Origin of the sequence: Paenibacillus favisporus, assembly GCF_040545415.1 — a bacterium.
Classification (GTDB): domain Bacteria; phylum Bacillota; class Bacilli; order Paenibacillales; family Paenibacillaceae; genus Paenibacillus_AQ; species Paenibacillus_AQ favisporus.
Genome location: NZ_JBEPLV010000002.1, coordinates 576,106 through 592,932, shown reverse-complemented (window position 1 = coordinate 592,932; position 16,827 = coordinate 576,106). Strand labels below are relative to the sequence as shown.

The 16,827-nt window shown below is 49.7% G+C and carries 12 protein-coding genes; 1 reads left to right on the top strand and 11 read right to left on the bottom strand.

Annotated features, from left to right (window positions below):
* Positions 1-41 precede the first annotated feature (41 nt).
* The 6 genes from ABID47_RS10815 to ABID47_RS10790 form a co-directional block, all read right to left on the bottom strand.
* On the bottom strand, positions 42-1,580 hold the full coding sequence (locus tag ABID47_RS10815) for a response regulator (protein WP_354496533.1): 1,539 nt from the start codon (positions 1,578-1,580) through the stop codon (positions 42-44).
* On the bottom strand, positions 1,573-3,393 hold the full coding sequence (locus tag ABID47_RS10810; protein WP_354496531.1) for a sensor histidine kinase: 1,821 nt from the start codon (positions 3,391-3,393) through the stop codon (positions 1,573-1,575). The genes ABID47_RS10815 and ABID47_RS10810 overlap by 8 nt, the downstream gene beginning before the upstream one ends.
* Positions 3,394-3,417: 24 nt before the next feature.
* Positions 3,418-4,956 carry a response regulator transcription factor gene (locus tag ABID47_RS10805; protein WP_354496529.1) on the bottom strand — a complete coding sequence of 513 codons (1,539 nt, stop codon included), beginning with the start codon at positions 4,954-4,956 and terminating at the stop codon, positions 3,418-3,420.
* Between the two features lie 121 nt (positions 4,957-5,077).
* Positions 5,078-5,989 (bottom strand): carbohydrate ABC transporter permease, encoded by a 912-nt coding sequence (locus ABID47_RS10800; protein ID WP_076169204.1) that lies wholly within the window; start codon positions 5,987-5,989, stop codon positions 5,078-5,080.
* Between the two features lie 14 nt (positions 5,990-6,003).
* Positions 6,004-6,984, bottom strand: coding sequence for an ABC transporter permease (locus ABID47_RS10795; protein WP_251673788.1), 981 nt, complete (start codon positions 6,982-6,984; stop codon positions 6,004-6,006).
* A gap of 80 nt (positions 6,985-7,064) precedes the next feature.
* On the bottom strand, positions 7,065-8,720 hold the full coding sequence (locus ABID47_RS10790; protein ID WP_354496527.1) for an ABC transporter substrate-binding protein: 1,656 nt from the start codon (positions 8,718-8,720) through the stop codon (positions 7,065-7,067).
* 314 nt (positions 8,721-9,034) lie between these two features.
* On the opposite strand from ABID47_RS10790, the gene ABID47_RS10785 reads away from it, so the two are divergent.
* The gene (locus ABID47_RS10785; protein WP_354496525.1) at positions 9,035-9,799 is read left to right on the top strand and encodes a helix-turn-helix transcriptional regulator; all 765 of its coding nucleotides are present in this window, start codon (positions 9,035-9,037) and stop codon (positions 9,797-9,799) included.
* 18 nt (positions 9,800-9,817) lie between these two features.
* Here ABID47_RS10785 and ABID47_RS10780 read toward each other — a convergent pair whose 3' ends face one another.
* The 5 genes from ABID47_RS10780 to ABID47_RS10760 all read right to left on the bottom strand — a co-directional run bounded on the left by ABID47_RS10780 (position 9,818) and on the right by ABID47_RS10760 (position 16,721).
* The gene (locus ABID47_RS10780) at positions 9,818-11,362 is read right to left on the bottom strand and encodes a carboxylesterase/lipase family protein (RefSeq protein WP_354496523.1); all 1,545 of its coding nucleotides are present in this window, start codon (positions 11,360-11,362) and stop codon (positions 9,818-9,820) included.
* Positions 11,363-11,415: 53 nt separating this feature from the next.
* Positions 11,416-13,182, bottom strand: a complete 1,767-nt coding sequence (locus ABID47_RS10775; protein WP_354496521.1) for a type 2 periplasmic-binding domain-containing protein — start codon at positions 13,180-13,182, stop codon at positions 11,416-11,418.
* Between the two features lie 39 nt (positions 13,183-13,221).
* Positions 13,222-14,130 carry a carbohydrate ABC transporter permease gene (locus tag ABID47_RS10770; protein ID WP_105443991.1) on the bottom strand — a complete coding sequence of 303 codons (909 nt, stop codon included), beginning with the start codon at positions 14,128-14,130 and terminating at the stop codon, positions 13,222-13,224.
* Positions 14,127-15,047 carry an ABC transporter permease subunit gene (locus tag ABID47_RS10765; RefSeq protein WP_116232489.1) on the bottom strand — a complete coding sequence of 307 codons (921 nt, stop codon included), beginning with the start codon at positions 15,045-15,047 and terminating at the stop codon, positions 14,127-14,129. The genes ABID47_RS10770 and ABID47_RS10765 overlap by 4 nt, the downstream gene beginning before the upstream one ends.
* Before the next feature lie 393 nt (positions 15,048-15,440).
* A complete protein-coding gene (locus ABID47_RS10760; RefSeq protein WP_354496518.1) occupies positions 15,441-16,721 on the bottom strand; it encodes a glycoside hydrolase family 27 protein in 1,281 nt (426 codons plus the stop codon).
* Positions 16,722-16,827 lie beyond the last annotated feature (106 nt).

Genomic DNA, 16,827 nt, shown 5'->3' with positions numbered 1-16,827 from the left:
TCAATCCGCATCTCTTTACATCCCCACCCGATGTTTACTGCTTACGGGGCAGAAATACCTAACCGATCTCCCTGTTGATGCCGTTTTCTGTAAGCTACAGGTTTGAGAGCCGTCCGCTTCTCGAATTCTCTTAAAAAATGGTGATAGTGGACATATCCGAGATCCTCTGCGATCACCCGCACCGTTTCTTCGGTGTCGCACAATCTTCTTTTGGCTTCGGCAATCCGTAGATCGTGGATGTATTCCAGAATGCCGACACCGTTCTTTTTGATAAACGCCTGCCCCAAATATACCGGATTGATAAAAAATCGCTCCGCGATCTTCTTGATCGTCAGATTCTGATGGAAGTTCTCTTGCAAATAACGCTCGATTTGCACCAAGGGATGCTCGGAATTCATTTCTTTGTAGTGCTTGACGGTTCCCATGCATAATTCTAAAAACGTGTGCAGCGACTGCTTTAACGCAGCGACGGAACCCGGCTTCGTTTTTAAAAAATGGAACACATCCCGCCATAAATCCGTGGTCCCGCCGAATTCCCTGAGCAGCTCGATACTTTTCATGACGATCTGAATGCTTGCCATGTACGCCACTTCAGGCGCAGTCTTGTTATCCTTAAATGTCTCGAACAACTGATGGAGCATATCGCAAACTTTCTGCTCCTGTGATCTCTCGACAGCGATGAGCAATTCATCCAGGACAAGGGACGGAGGAAGAAGGTAACTCATTTCATGCGAGGAATCCGGGTCACCGTCAATCACCCCTCCCTCCTCCGAACGGAAGAAGTGCTGAAGGGAAGCCTTGGCTGCCCTCATATAAGACTCAGGCAAGTCATGAAGGGTTTGAACCGAAGGACCGACGGATACGGAGCAGTCCAGGCCATGCTTCAGCAGTTCTTCATGCACGCGCCGCGCAAGCTCTAATGGTTTACGGGCAGTGTCTACGATAAGACCGGCTTGATTGCAGTACATATCTACATATAACGCATGCCCTGACTGGGACAGCGACCGGCAAATTTCCGTTCCCTCGCATGTCAGCCCTTCAAGGTGGATATACCGCCAGCCGGTGGCTTGCTGATTCATCTGATCCATCAAATGAGCAATATCCCCGTCAACTTCGGTAAGTTCTCCGCGAAGCATTCGGGAAAGGGCGATGGCCAAGACTTGTTTGGAGGTGGCTTCTTCTTGCTCCCTGGTGCGTGATTTGGCCTCAAGTTCACTAACAATCGTCGCGATCATCGCATCCCACTCAGGCTCAATGACCGGTTTGAGCATATAAAATCTCACCCCGTACCGAAGAGCCGTACGGGCATATTCAAAGTCACTGTACCCGCTGAGAACGACAAAGATCGGATCATAATGTTCCATGGAACGGACTCGGCGTATCAATTCCAGTCCGTCGATCCCCGGCATACGAATATCGGTGACCACCAAATCCGGCAGCGTGTCCATAATCAGAGACAGGGCATCTTCGCCGTCGTCGCATGCTCCGCAGATTTGAAAACCGAGTCCTTCCCAATCGCTCAACATCTTCAGCCCCTCGAGGGCAATCGCTTCGTCATCCACAAGAAGCACGCTATACATGCATTTCACCTCCCGCTTGTGCTTGAACCTGGTTCAACGGGATTTGGATTACGATCGCCGTACGTACATAGGGATCGCTTTCAATGACAAGCTTGGCTTGACCGTCGTAGTACACTTTCAGACGCTTATACACGTTGCGCAGTCCGATATTTTTTCCGGTGTCATCGTCCGAATGAAGATTGCGGTTGATCCAATCCAGCTTGTCCTTGTTCATGCCGATCCCGTTGTCTTCAACGGTAATGATAAGGTCCTCATAGGACCGATGGATCCCGATCCGGATCAACCGTGCTCCTTTGACCGATTGGAGTCCATGCTTGCAAGAGTTTTCCACAAGCGCCTGGATGCTCATTTTAGGGATCCGGTACTTCATCAGGCCGGGATCAACGTCCAACTCATAGGAAAACCGGTCCTGGAACCGGAACTTTTCGATCTGGAGGTACATTTCAATGAACATGACCTCCTCCTCAATCGTCACCAGGTCATCTTTCCAGCTTAATAGTCTGCGCAGGATCTGGGCCAAATTGCGAATAATATCGGTCACCTGCTCGTACTTGTATTTTTTGCAGATGACCAGCACCGCATTTAATGTATTAAATAAAAAGTGGGGGTCCACCTGGCTTTGCAAATAGTTCAATTCCGCCCTGACCCGTTCCAGCTCCAGATCCTTCTTCTGGATTTCCAGCTTGTAGACGTCGTTGATCAAATTGCGGATTTTTTCGGTCATCACGTTAAAGCTCCGCAGGAGCCCGCCGATTTCGTCTTTTCCTTCGTACATATGAATCGTTTCAAAACGTTCGTAGTTCACAAGTTTCATATGCTTGTACAGCTGCTTTACTCTTAGATTGTAGGAACGCAGAATGACTACAAACAAGATGGCCGGGATCAGCGTGGTGATCAGAGCCAAAATCAGGATAAAACGAAGGATATGACGAAGCTCGCCGCTGATATCTTTCCTTTCGGGCGTTCCGACCAGATTCCAGCCCTGTGTATAATTTGCCGGTCCTAATGGCCTGATAATGTCCTTTATCGCTCCATCTCCGGAAGCTCCGCTCTCAACAGGGAGGCTCAACAGTTGATTGTCACCCGCATCATCATGCGACAGATCGGATGCCAAAACGATTCTGTTTTTGTCATCGATCAGCTTTAATGTCATATAATCCCGTTCCTTGGCGAACAATTCTTTCAGACTGTCCAATCTCAAATCGATCCGCAGATACTTTGTATGCTTTAATAGTCCGGGGTAATTGTCCATTTTCCGAATGATGCTGATGTATACCTTCTTTTGATTCGGGTACATCGGGTTCGTATCCAAATACGAAGTGAGCAGCACTTTTTCTTTGCTCCCGGCGATTTTTTGATACCATTCGCTGTTCTTATCGCTGTCCTGCAAGACAAAATAGCTGTTGCCGCTTTGAATGGTCGGATTTGTCGTATATACGCCAAGCCATAAAATATAGGAATGCAGGTTACTGTACTGACGCAGCCGATCTCTTAATATGTTGTCGTAATTTTCATAGTACTCATCATAATCCGCATAGTTATAATCCAGCATTTCATTCAACGTCCGGTCCGCAGCAACCGTGTTGCCGATGGCAACGCATTCATTAACCATTTGCATAAAATCGTAGCCCGCCCGCTCTACCGAAATTTGCAGATTTTCCTGTTCACGGGTTTCGGCATTTTTGCTGGTCTGCAAATAGAACAGCGTATTGATGCTGATGATCGGAATAAGCACACCGAGCAGGATGATTAAAAACTTGTATCTTAAAGGGATATCGTCCATGAGAGCTGAGGTCTTCCACTTCACGTTCATGCACCTGTCTCCTGCATCATATTTTCAGCCCTTCCTATAAACCGAAGGGGATATGCCGTTGATGGCTTTAAATTTGGCCGTAAACTGATCGGTATCGGCATAACCGACACGAGCCGCAATCTCGCCGATGTTCAAGTCGGTTCGCCGAAGAAGCTTCATAGCTTCTTCAATCCGCACGGCATGATAATATTCGTTAAAGGAAATGCCTAGTTTCTTCTTGAAGCGCTGTCCCAGATAGGCCGCATTGACATGCAGAACCTCGGCGATATCGTGCAGCTTCAGTTTCTCGGGATAATGATCACGGATGAATTCTATCGCTTTCGATATGTTCTGATCCGTCTGAACCCCATCTTCTTCAGCAAACCACTCGGCCGCTTCGCAAAGCTCGGTCAGGGTTTGTTTTTCAAGGTCGCTTTGCATCGTCAACGCCTGTGAGGCAGTAAACCATTTCCTCTCCCAGTCCGCTGTGCTGCCTCCCCTTCTGCCGATTTCATGGAGGAGTTCAACCTTGATATTGGCTGCATAAGCGCTGATCCACTGTTTTGAAGCGTGGTCTCCCGAAATGACGGCGAAAAACTCGCGCACACGACCGGGAAGCTCATCCACTCTGCCTTCCACAACCGCCTTTGTGAGCGATTTCATAAACGCAGAGGGAAGAAGGAGCTGCTGTTCCAGATGCTCCTCCTCATAATAGTAAACCTCTTGATGACGGTTATCGAGACGGGAAACCCCAGCGGCAACGGCTTCTTGGAAAACGGTGTTGAGGGAATACGGTCCTCTATGCTCATCGCTCACCGAGAAGGTGACATTCTCCTCATAATCGTTTCTAATGCATCGGATGAACCGGGTAACAAGAAGGGGAGTCAATTCCGGTCCGTCGGGGCCGGATATCAATACGTAGCCGTGCTTGTCCTGCCCGATCACGAAAGGAAGCACGGTAATATGCTCTATTTGCTGTTCGGCCAGACGGCACAGCCGATCCAGCAGCCGACAGCCGTGAACATTTCCGTGCTCCAAAGCAGCTCCATACACGAGCATGCAGCGGATCCGCGAATCATCGCCGATGGGGAGCTGCCTAACCGTCTGCTCCAGCTCTTGCGGAGCGTATTCTCTTGTGAGAAGCTGCGAGAGCAGTTCTGTTTGGACATAGGCAGTCTCGGCTCTGCGGTAAGCATCCGATTTCCGTACGGACCGGATCTCCAAAGCTATGTTTTTCACGGCCGATTCCAACTCGCCCTCATCCAGGGGCTTGGTCAGATAGTTGCAAACGCCATATTGAATGGCTGTCTTGGCATATTGAAAATCAGCATATCCGCTTATAATAATAAATTTCGGTTGGAGAGCCCCGCCCTGCACCTGCTTAATCAGCTCTAATCCATCAATGACGGGCATACGAACATCTGTAATGACCAAATCGGGATTGAGACTTTGGATTAGCTGCAAGGCGTCATCCCCATCCATAGCCGTACCACAAATCTCAAAGCCTAGCTCGGTCCAGTCGACCAAAAAACACAGACCTTCCAGCATTAAGGGTTCGTCGTCGGCAAGTAAGACTTTAAGCATTTGGCATCACCGCTCCACCGATTGAATTTGCTTCATTATACACCCATGGAATAGGAGAAACCGTTCCGGCAGGCTGCCGGAACGGTACTGTTCTCGTCTGAAACGATCACACGAATATTTTCTATTCTTTGACACTTCCCAAGTTCAAGCCTACCACAAAGTACCTTTGCAAAAAAGGATAAACGAATAATATCGGCATCGCGGTCACGATCGTAATTGCAGCCTGAATGGACGCCGGCGTTACCATGGCCTGAGTTTGGTTGGTATTTGCCCCTGCCATCATGGACGGATCGTTATTCGTGCTCATGGTCGACCCAAGCAGCTTCATCATTTCATACTGGAGTGAACTGAGGTTCTGTTCGGAAGAAGCGTACAGGAACGTATCGAACCAGGAATTCCAGGAGCCTACGGCGATGAACAAGGCAATAGTTGCAAGGACGGGCGTACACAGCGGAAATACGATCCGCCAGAAAATCCGGAAATCACCGGCTCCGTCAATTTTGGCGGATTCTACCAGGCTTCCCGGGAGCGACCTGATGTACGTTCGGATCACAATCAGGTTAAATGCGCTGACCAAACCCGGCAGGATATAAACCCAGAAGCTGTTCCGCAAACCCAGGTCTTTGATCAAAAAATAGTTGGGAATCAAGCCTGCGTTGAAGTACATCGTCAATATAAACAGCATGCTTATTTTTTTGCGGAAAATATAGTGAGGCTGGGCCAATGTATAAGCCAGCATGGTCGTCAGAAATACGCCGAGCACGGTCGAAATGACGGTACGGGACACAGAAATGAACGCGGCGTGATAGATTGTGCCCGATACGAATACCGCTTTATAATTTTGCAAGGTCCAGGTGTGCGGCCAAACGTACACGCCCCCCTTCAGCGAATCGCTTCCGTCATTAAATGAAATCGCCATCGTATGAAGAAAAGGGTACAGCGTGACAATGACGACAATCAGCATAAACAGCGTATTCAGCGTATGGAAAACGACGGGTTCCAGGCGAAACTGACTCTTGACTTCTGTTTTCATTTCCCCGTCCTCCTCTATACCAATCGTTCTTCGCCAAGACGCTTTGCGATGGAATTCGCAATGAATACGAGTATGACGCTCACGATCGTTTTAAATATGCCTGCAGCCGTGGCAAGAGAGTAATTCCCCATCGATATCCCGTACTTCAGCACGAAAATATCAATCGTTTGCGACCAGTCCACGACGAGGCCGTTTCCCAGCAAATACTGAACCTCAAATCCTGCATCCAGGATATGCCCGATATTCATAATGAGCAGGATGATAAAAGTGGACTTGATCCCAGGGAGCGTTACATATCTCATTTTATGAAACCTGCCTGCACCGTCGATGGAAGCAGCTTCGTAAAGGGACGGATCGATCGAGGTAATGGCAGCCAAATAGATGATCGTATTCCAGCCAACCTCTTTCCAAACGTTCGACAGCCCGACGATTCCCCAAAAATAGTGTCCTTTACTCAGCCACATCACGGGCTGATCAATCAGATGCAGCTTCATGAGTACGGTGTTGACGATGCCGTCATCCACAGATAAGGAAGTGGCAACTATGCCTGCCGCGATGACCCATGACAGAAAATGCGGCAGATAGGATATGGTTTGTACCGTCCTTTTAAAGAACCGCACCTTGATTTCGTTCAGCAGCAGTGCCAAGGCAATCGCCGTTACAAAACCCAAAACCAGGTTGATGAAACTCATGGCAATCGTATTTCGCAGCACCCCAAGGAAGGCATCGTCCTGAAACAGAAAACGGAACTGCTGCAGTCCAACCCAATCCTGTTTCCAGAAGGACAGGGCCGGACGATAGTTTTGAAAAGCCATCAGCCATCCCCAGACCGGGACATATGAAAATATGATTAAGTAAATGGCAATTGGAACCGACATGAATATCAGCTGCTTTTGGGCTTTCAGGGTTTTCCAGCTCAGGCTGACGCCAATTTCCGGGTCCACTCTCTTCTTCTTCTTGCTCTTGACCTCCCCGGTCAGCACGATTTCAGACATTTCGTTGTTCCCCTCCCTTATGACATTTCCAATACGGGGCGGGGAATGAATTCCCCGCCCCGTTTGGATTTCTACAGCTCTTACTTGCTGCTCCAGTTCTTAATCCGCCATTGAATTTGTTCATTCATGCGGTCTTCGTAAGCCTTAATATCCAGCTTGTGGATCTGATTCACATAATCCTGCCATACACTATCAAATTCCGAAGGGGAAGCCATAATCGCTTTCGGCAAATATTTTACCGACAGGTCGTTTAATTTGGTGCTGGCCAGTTGAGCGGCCGAGCCGTCCTCCAGAATGATGGTATAAGCCGGGAAATATACCGGGTTCGGGCCGGGCTCCTTGAAAAATTCCGCCCAAGTTTTATGATTGTATGCTTTCAAGATCTCTTGATCATAAGGCTTCAAGCTATCGTAAAATTCCTGCGGCTGGGTTCCGGGATCCGTCGCGTTGCCATCACTGTAAGATCCCTGCATTTTAGGCATGTATCCAAAGAACGAATCTGCCTTGTTCGCTAATTTCCAGGTATTGTTGTCCGCATTTTTCCGCTGCTCCGGAGTCCGGTAGAACGTGCCGTCCTCTTTTACCTCGTAATCTTCTCCCTTGATTCCCCATTGCAGCGTCTTCTGCCAATCCTCTGTCATCAATGCATCCATAAACTTGATAATCCGGACCGGATCTTTGGCTTTTACGGAAATACCGAACCCGCGGTTGAGATTCAGCCCTCCGCGATCACGATAGTATTCCTTTGCACCGGGATACATGAGCGGAAAGCCGACGTAAGTGCTTCCAATTTTCCCTTGGGAAATCAGAGAGTTCTCCGCATCCTGAAAGTTCCAATGCTGATCGAACATGCCGATCACTCGCCCGCTGGCGATTTTGGCCAGGTACTGGTCATAGTTCTGCACGAAGGCTTCTTTATCCAGCAAGCCCTGCGCGTTCACTTCATTCAGCTTCTTATAGTAGGTTTTCGCGATATCCTTGTCCGCAAAAATTTGCGCCTTGTTGTTGTCCACAATCACGCCGCCGTCATTAGGATGACCGGATAAATGCTCCGGCGCGTTCTGGAGCGGAAATACCCTCCAGTCAAAGTTCAAGGTTTCAAATCCGATCATATCCGGATGTTTGGCCTTATATTTCGCGATAATATCAAAGTACTCTTCCAGCGTTTTCGGCGTAGGATAGCCCATTTCTTTCAAAACATCCTTTTGCAAATAGAACCCCGGTCCCTGATAGGTCGTATCGTGAACCGAACCGGTGTACACGCCGTAGCTTGGGAGTACATAAATATGTCCGTCCTTCGGATCCTTCATTTGATTCCATACTTCCGCATAATGCTTTTTCAAATTGGGCGCATACTTCTCAATTAAATCTTCCAGCGGAATATAAGCCCCCGCATTGATCAGTTTGTCATTGCCCGAGATGAGATCCGGGTAGTCGCCGCCTGCGATCATAACGCCCAGCTTCTGCTGCAGATCCCCGACCAAAAATTCCATATTCAGACTGACGCCGGTTTTTTCTTTAATCAATTTATAAATTTTGTTGTCGGCCGTAGGCTGCTGGCCCGGGGCGTCCATAAACACAGACAGGGTAATTGGTTTCGTATCGTCCCCGCTTGATTCAGCCGCCGATCCCCCGCCGCTCGTTTTTCCTGATCCGCTGCAGCCGGATAGCAGCAGTGCCGTAGACATTATGCCGATACACAAAACGATGAGTGAACGTTTTACCTTTTTGCGCATTTCTTTGTGCCCTCCCCTTTTTCATCTATTGTTACACATTCTCACCTGGTGATAACTAAATTATATCTTTGTAGAAATCGCTTACAATTCACAAACTCAAGATGTTCCCCCTAAAAATATAGTCGCCCAAGGCTTGACACAAACAAGCGCCCCGCGGCGAATTGACGGCAGCCGCGAGGCGCTTGTAAACGGTGGATCATCTCATGATCCGTTCACTGAATATATTACCTGATGCAAAGGTAGAACTCATAGGGTTTCGTCCATATTTTCCTTGTTATAGTATAGTAGAGACATCATTCTAAGGAGGGATAAGGATGGCCCATATTCATTTTGTTGAGTATAACACGACGCACCCAAGCAACTTTGTGATCGATGTTCCCGTGGGTCATCACTGGCTTCTTGTCATCACCAAGACTCCCGCGCAGTTCTGGGTCAATGGTGCACTGAAGGAATATCCTACACACAGCGTTATCCTCTACCGCCCGCAGCAGAAAGTGTATTATCGGGCCTGCGCCGATCAATTCATCAATGACTGGATCCGCTTTGAATCCAATGAACCCTATATTACGGAATCGCCGCTGCCGCTCGGAGTCCCCTTTTCCCTGGATGATCCGGACTACTGCCGCAAGCTGTTTGAACTGTTGACCATCGAACACAACTTTCATCGGGATTACAAGGCTTCGTCCATCGACTGTTTGCTGCGGACGCTGTTCAACAAACTGCTGGAATCTTATTTTCATGAACCGATTACGCCTCAGTATTATAAGTTGTTGAAGCTTCGAACCGCGATCCAGAACGATCCGGGCGATTACTGGACGATTGCGAAAATGGCCGAATATCTCGGAATCAGCCCAGGCTACCTGCAGAGCATCTACAAAAAAACCTTTAAGGTCACCTGCATGGAAGACGTCATCAACAGCCGAATCCGGTTGGCCAAAGAATATTTAATTCACAGCACCCAAAGCATTGCTGAAGTCGCCTCCCGATGCGGGTATCAAAATGTGGAGCACTTCTGCAGACAGTTCAAACAGTTGACAGGCTATTCGCCAAGAAAATTCCAGGAGCATAAACAAGCTTGATTTCCATATCACATCATACTAAGCCTCTGGTTGCAAGACGGGTCTGTTCTTCTTGAAATATTGGTGCACCAGAAATTTCATGATTTCGCTGGGCTGCTCTTGGGAAAATTCGGCCTGATCAGCAAAGAGCATTCCATAGGGGGCTTCCGGGGTATAAGGCTCCCATCGCGGCAGTTCCTCTCCCGTTGCATCGAGCCCGTTCGGATCACCGTTACGGATGAAGTTCGCCCAGTAATTGCACATCTGACGGGCCAAATCGTAATGCTTGCCGACAAACGGCCGCCAGCATTTAGCCAGCGTTTCGAAGAAAAACCAGAGATCTACCGAGTGGAAGGTGCCCGGATCATCCCAGCCGGGGATCTCGGCATCAAAATTGTAATAGTACAATGGGGTACCGGAGCCGGTCTCGGCATTGGCCTGTGCGGCGATGCGGATCGCATATTCGATGCTGCTCACCGATGCCTTCTGCCGGCTCTCCTCCACGTTGGCCGATGGTGCGCCACACAGCTTCAGGAACGCCTCTGCGTCGTCTCCGAACATGTCTTCGGCCAGCTTCTTGAATTCTTCAGGTGTATGGACGTCCGGAACGCTGAAAAATTCGGAGGACGTGTGGCCAAACATGACCGGCACGTTCCAGCGCTTGTTCTCAAGGAACAATTCAAACGGGCTGCCTACGCTGAACACCTGATCTGCGACGGTGCCCCAGAATCCCTTGTACTGCACAGCCTTGTCGCGAAGAGTGACGGCATCCAGCTGCCGCGCTTCCGCAAGTGAAGATACGCCAAGGTATTCAAAAAATTTCACGCCATCCTGTTCGGCCTCAGCCAAATGACTCCGAAGCGGAGGCACGCGAGTCCCCGGATACAGCTTCGTATAGATTCCGCTTTGAATGATCGCCTTCTGAAAAAGCCCTTCATTCTGAGGCGAAGTCAGCTGGGTCATCACGCTGCCGCCGCCGGCGGACTGACCGCCGATCGTGATGTTGTCCGGGTCGCCGCCAAAAGCCGCAATATTGCGCTTGACCCATCTGGTGGCCGCCTGCTGATCGAGATTGCCAAAGTTAGCCGGTGCTTCGGGCGCTTCCGCCGTAATTTCGGGATGGCATAAAAATCCGAACACATTGAGGCGGTAGTTGATCGTGACGACCACGATCCCTCTTCTGGCGATGCGTTCACCGTCGAACTCCATTTCAGCCGTATGGCCGACCTGAAGTCCTCCGCCAAAATACCATACATAGACCGGCAATTTCTCATCGGTACGTTTGGCCGGTGTCCATACGTTCAGGTAGAGACAGTCCTCGTCCATGGCGATGTCCGGTTCCACGGCCCATTCCCGGGTATAGATATTGTTTTCGTCGATCTCCTGCCTTACCTGCATCGAGATCGGCGCGAATTCGTACGCCTTAAGCACGCCATCCCAGTCCTGGGCGGGCTGCGGGGCACGCCACCGGTTGTCGCCTACGGGCGGAGCGGCGAATGGGATTCCTTTAAAACTGGTGATTCGGGGGTCGGCTGCCGGCAGTCCCTGCACCAACCCATTTTCAACTTGTACGATTCGAAGCATGTGTAACGTCTCCCTTCATTGTTGGAATTCACCGGCCTTCACAGCGGCTGCTCTCATTTGCCGGCCGATGCCTCGGAACGCATTTGAACGATTTTTTGCGCTTTTGCCGTATCCGCAGCAAGTACGTCATTCCAGCCGAGACCTGCCACATCCGTTTTCATCTTTGCCCACAGCTGGTCAAACTCCGCCTGATCCTTCGCAAACACCATTTTCCAGGATGCATTTTTTACATAGTCCGAAATCTGGCTGCGTTTATTTTTAATATCCGACGAGTCGACACCGAAGCTTGTATTAATATTCGGCACGATGTCGATCATCTTATTTTTCTGATAGTAGTCTGTTGCGTTCTTGGCGTTGTAGGTGTTCTGCCAGTCCGTGGTCAGGGCGGTTTTGTTCGCTTCTATAGTAGAACTCCAGTAATTGTTGTTATAGAATTCGCCGGTGTCCGGGTCCTTGACAAAATCGCTCATGATCATGCTGTTGATCTTGCTCTGTCCGTCCTGGTATCCGCCGCCTCCATATTGATCCGGTACGGGGGTGTTTTTCTGGAAAGCGGTTTGCCCTGTTTCGGTCAGCTTGAACTTGCCGTCATCCGTCTTTTCGTAATTGAACCCTTCAAAACCGTTCGTGTAGTAGCGCAAGCCCTCGGGAGAAACCGACCAATCCAGGAATTCCATGATCCTTTCGGGATTTTTGGCCTTTGAACCGATGGCAAAAACCCTGCCGTTGCCGTAGTAGGCATCACTGGTCTGAATGATCCGGGAATCCGCGATCGGGACTGAAACATAGCCGTCGCCGTTTTTGCCCCTTTCAATGGAATTGTAGAACCCTCTTTGCCAGGAATACCATAAGAGGAGCACCTGTTTGTTGGTCAGTTTTTCGGAAACTTTGTTCCAATCCTGCGACGCGGAATCCGGATCGATCAGCCCCATCTGATTGGCCGTGAAATAAAATTGCAAAATCTTTTTGTACATACTGTTATCATCAATGAGCGGAACGATATCGCCTTTTGCATTCAGCTGTAAGGTTGAAGTTCCGTCAGGCTGCTCATAGCCGTACCAGTTGCTCAGCCAGCGTACGTTCTCCATCCCTCCGCCATCCCAATCCTTCCACAGGGTGATCGGAACGATCGGTTTCCCGTCCGGAGTCTTGGGATACTTCTCCTGCATTTTTTTCAGTACATTCAGGAGGTCGGTCAAATTGTTCAGCTTGGGTGCCCCTACCCCCTTGTAGTAATCCCAAGGCAAAATAGGGCTTGAATAAGGCTGGTCTTCCGAGAAGGTCGTTGGCGAAGTATCGGCTGTAAACGTCGGTAACGCATAAATTTTGCCGTCCGGATTCACTTTATCGAAAGCCACGTTAAAAGGTTTGAAGTGATTATCCACATACTGGGACAAGTACTTGGTGTTCTTGACCCTATCCGTCAAGTCCATAATCAGACCGGCCGGAATGAGCTCTTCCAGCTGACTGTTATCGATGATCAGGAGATCCCCCAAATTTCCCGCTGCCGACCTCGTCTTGTATAACTGGTCCCCGGCAACCTGCGGAGCAAGTATGTTCAGCGTCAGATTAAACTTGTCTTTAAGCAGCTTGCCATACCATCCGGTCTGCTCGCCCTGGTAATTCGCCGCGTTATCGAACACCGTAATCGTCAGCGGCTTGCTGTGATCGATGGCTGTGTTATTCTCGGAAGTCTTTGCATCGGTACCCGATTCCTCATTGGATGAGCCTCCACAGCCGGCCAGCCCGACCGAGGCGGCGAAGAGGCAAGCGAACAATAGCATGACCGATTTTTTTGCTGCTTTCCTGCTTTTACTCATTGGCCATCCTCCTAAATTCATTTTAATATCAAGTGAAAATCAACCTTTGACCGCCCCGATCATAATTCCCTTGACGAAAAACCTCTGGAAGATCGGGTAGATGAGCAATATGGGGGCAACAACAATAATGGTAACGGTCATGCGAATGGAAGTCGTGGTTTGCTCTGTGGCTAGACTGGCTATGGCCGTCGAACCGGCATTTTGCAGGTTAACCATGGTCGATAATGAGCTCGCCTGATTGATATAGTTATAGAGAATAAATTGCAGCGTGTATAATTTACTGTCCGTAACGAGCAGCAGCGTATCTTGAAAAGAGTTCCACTGATCCACTGCAGTAAATATCGCGACCGTCGCCAAGATCGGCTTGCTTATCGGCAATATGATCCTGAAGAAGATCATCATCGTTCCCGCTCCGTCGATGCTTGCCGCCTGCTGCAATTCCTTCGGCGTCGATTCCACGAAGGTCTTGACCAGAATGATGAAGAACGGGGCTACGATCGTCGGCAGAATGTATGCCAAAAAATTGTTGGTCAAATGCAGGGAGCGCATGGTGAGATACCACGGAATAATGCCGGCGTTAAAGAACATGGTGATTACGGTGAACCGATACCAGAATCTTCTCCCCCACATATCCTCTTGGGAGAACATGAATCCCAAAAAAGCGGAGGCCCCTACCGTCAGCAGAGTTCCGATCACGGTTCTGCCCAGGGAGATCAAAGCCGCATTCCCCAGCCCCGGTATTTTAAAAACGTCCAAATAGTTCTGGAAATGGATGTTCCGCGGATAAAAGACGACGTCCCCCCGGGCACTGATATCGTTTGCGCTTATCGTATTAATGATGATGGAGTAAAACGGATAGACGCACACGCAAGCAAACAGGGAAAAAAGGACGTAGATTAATACAGTGATCATTTTGTCGGTCGGGCTTACCTGAACTGCTTTTCTCATACGATACTCTCTCCTCTTAACAATTTGGAGAATCCGTTTACCGAAAAGAGAAGAACAACACTAATCAAACTCTTCAGCATACTGATCGCGACCGATACGGAGTAGCTGCCGCCCCCCATCGCCAGGTTATAAACATACAGGTCCAGAACTTGTATATTTTCCTTGTTGAATGCATTTTGAAATACGAAATATTGCTCCAAGCCATTATTCAGAAAGCCGGCGATCTGCAGCATCAGCAGAACAAAATACGTCGGGAGCATGCTCGGCAGGATGACGTTCCATATCACCTGCATTCTCGTTGCCCCGTCGACATGGGCCGCCTCATAAAGGGAATCATCAATTCCCGTAATCGCCGCTATGTACAAGATGGCGGACCAGCCTAACGTTTTCCAGATCGTCCACAACCACATGGTGATCCAGACATGATCGGAGTTCTGAAGGAACAAAATTGGGGAATCGATCAGTCCCAGCTGCTTCAACAGACCGTTGACGATGCCTTCGCTGGAAAACATGGAAAACGCCAAAGAATATACCAGTACCCAGCTGATAAAATTCGGCAGGGTCGTTACCGTCTGCACAAACTTCCGAAACCGCACGGCCTTCATTTCGTTCAGAAATATGGCAAAAATCATGGGGAGCCAGGAGAACAGCAGCCCCAATCCGCTCATCCCGAACGTGTTCTTGATGACCTGGAGCAGCTGGTCGATTTTGACCTGGTTTTCGATCAAGGAACGAAACCACTGTAAGCCGACAAACGGAGATTTGGACAACGGAATCGGCGGCGAGTAGTCGAAGAATGCATAGACCCATCCGTATAGCGGATAGTAGGCAAAGACAGCAAGCAAAAGCATGAACGGAAGTATGTAGAGGAATTTCCTAAAAGATATGCCTTTCGTGCTGTACTCTCGTATGCGCATCGTGTCACCTTCCCTAAAGATTCGTAGATTTGACGGGGGACCACAATATCCTCTCCCAGCCAATCATTCGAAAACGCTTTCAATAATTAGCAAGAAACGCTCTGACCCCATCCATTTCTCCGATCACAAAGGCCTCATCTGTTTTTTCGGAACACCTCCATACATCTCTCGAGATATCATTGTATTTCTATATGACTTGCACTAAATTTAAAAAAATTGTAAATGACTCCCTGGATTTAAACAATGATCTATACCAACATCTAATTGATATATCGTCACATCGGCCAGCCAGGGCCGTACAGAGCTTCATGAATTCGATCATCTTAACAAAAAGGAAGCCTATCTATAAAAGATAGACTTCCTCTCATCATGTCTGCATTAACAAAAGGGTTGTTATCCCGCTATAAGCCGGAACAAAGCGGCTCCATGCGGCGGAACGGCAGAAGCCAATGTGCCGCCCAGCTCCCTGCGCTCCTCTCCGGTCCACAGATTTCGCGCATCCACCGAGCCGGAAATGCCTAGCTCAGCCAGCGATACGGAAACTTCGGCAGCCTCCTCACCGGTATTGAACAGCGCGGCGTAACGCTCGCCACGAGGACCCTCAGCAGCCCATATCACTCGGCCTTCGCTCCGGCTCACCTGGCGGGCGCCGAAGCTGTGCTGATGCATGTCCAGGACATCCCGGTTCGTCAGCAGCGATAACGTCCACTCGTCGTTGTCACGCATCTCCCCGCCGAACATGAGGGGCGAGCGGAAAATCGTCCACAGCGTCATCATCGTCAGCTGCTCGTCACGCGTAAAGTTCGTCATCCGGTCGGGATGGCTGCACCGGACACCGATGCGGCCCAGCGGGAGCATGTCGCAATCCGGCCAGCAGCCGGGCTTCGGCCGTCCCTGCCAGGTCTCGCAGCGGTCGAACATATCAAGCAGCAGCGGCCAGCGGTCCCAGAAATCGTCGGTCATCCGCCACATGTTGGCATGGGCTTCAAGGAAATCGGCATGCTTCACAGGTGCGGGTCCGGGCGACAGGCTCAGCACCATCGGCCGGCCGGCATGGTCGATCGCCTTGCGGATCAGCTCTATTTCCGCCAAATGAGGCCCTCCGTGCAGCCAAGAATCCGCAATGTCATCTACCTTGACGTAATCGACGCCCCATTCGGCGTACAGCTCAAACAAGGAATTATAGTATTCCTGAGCCCCTTTTTTGCCCGCGTCGACGCCGTACATGTCCGTGTTCCACCCGCAGAACGAGCAGGTATGGGCGATATCCCTGGCCGTGACGTTCGTGCCCTTGATCGGCGTATTATCATGTACGGCCTGCCGTGGAATGCCGCGCATGATATGGATGCCGAATTTTAGTCCAAGGCTATGTACGTAATCCGCCAGCGGCTTGAAGCCCTGGTCTCCCTCCGCAGATGGAAAGCGGTTCACTGCTGGAATGAGGCGCGAGTAACCGTCGGTTTCCAGCCGGACGAAGGGCCTGTAAAGGTCTGAGACCGCTCCCGGCTCGTACCACTGAATATCGACGACAATGTATTCCCAGCCGTAATCCTTTAAATGACGCGCCATATATTCGGCATTGCCCCGAACTTCCGCTTCCGTAACGGTTGCGCCGTAACAATCCCAACTGTTCCATCCCATAGGGGGTGTTGGTGCAAACGAATGATGCTGCATGACGTTCCTCCCGAATTGATTTCGTATCATAAAATTGCTGTTACGCTTCCTATATTACGTCCGGGAAGAACAACGTTTCCATAGTAATCTTTCTTATATTACAGCA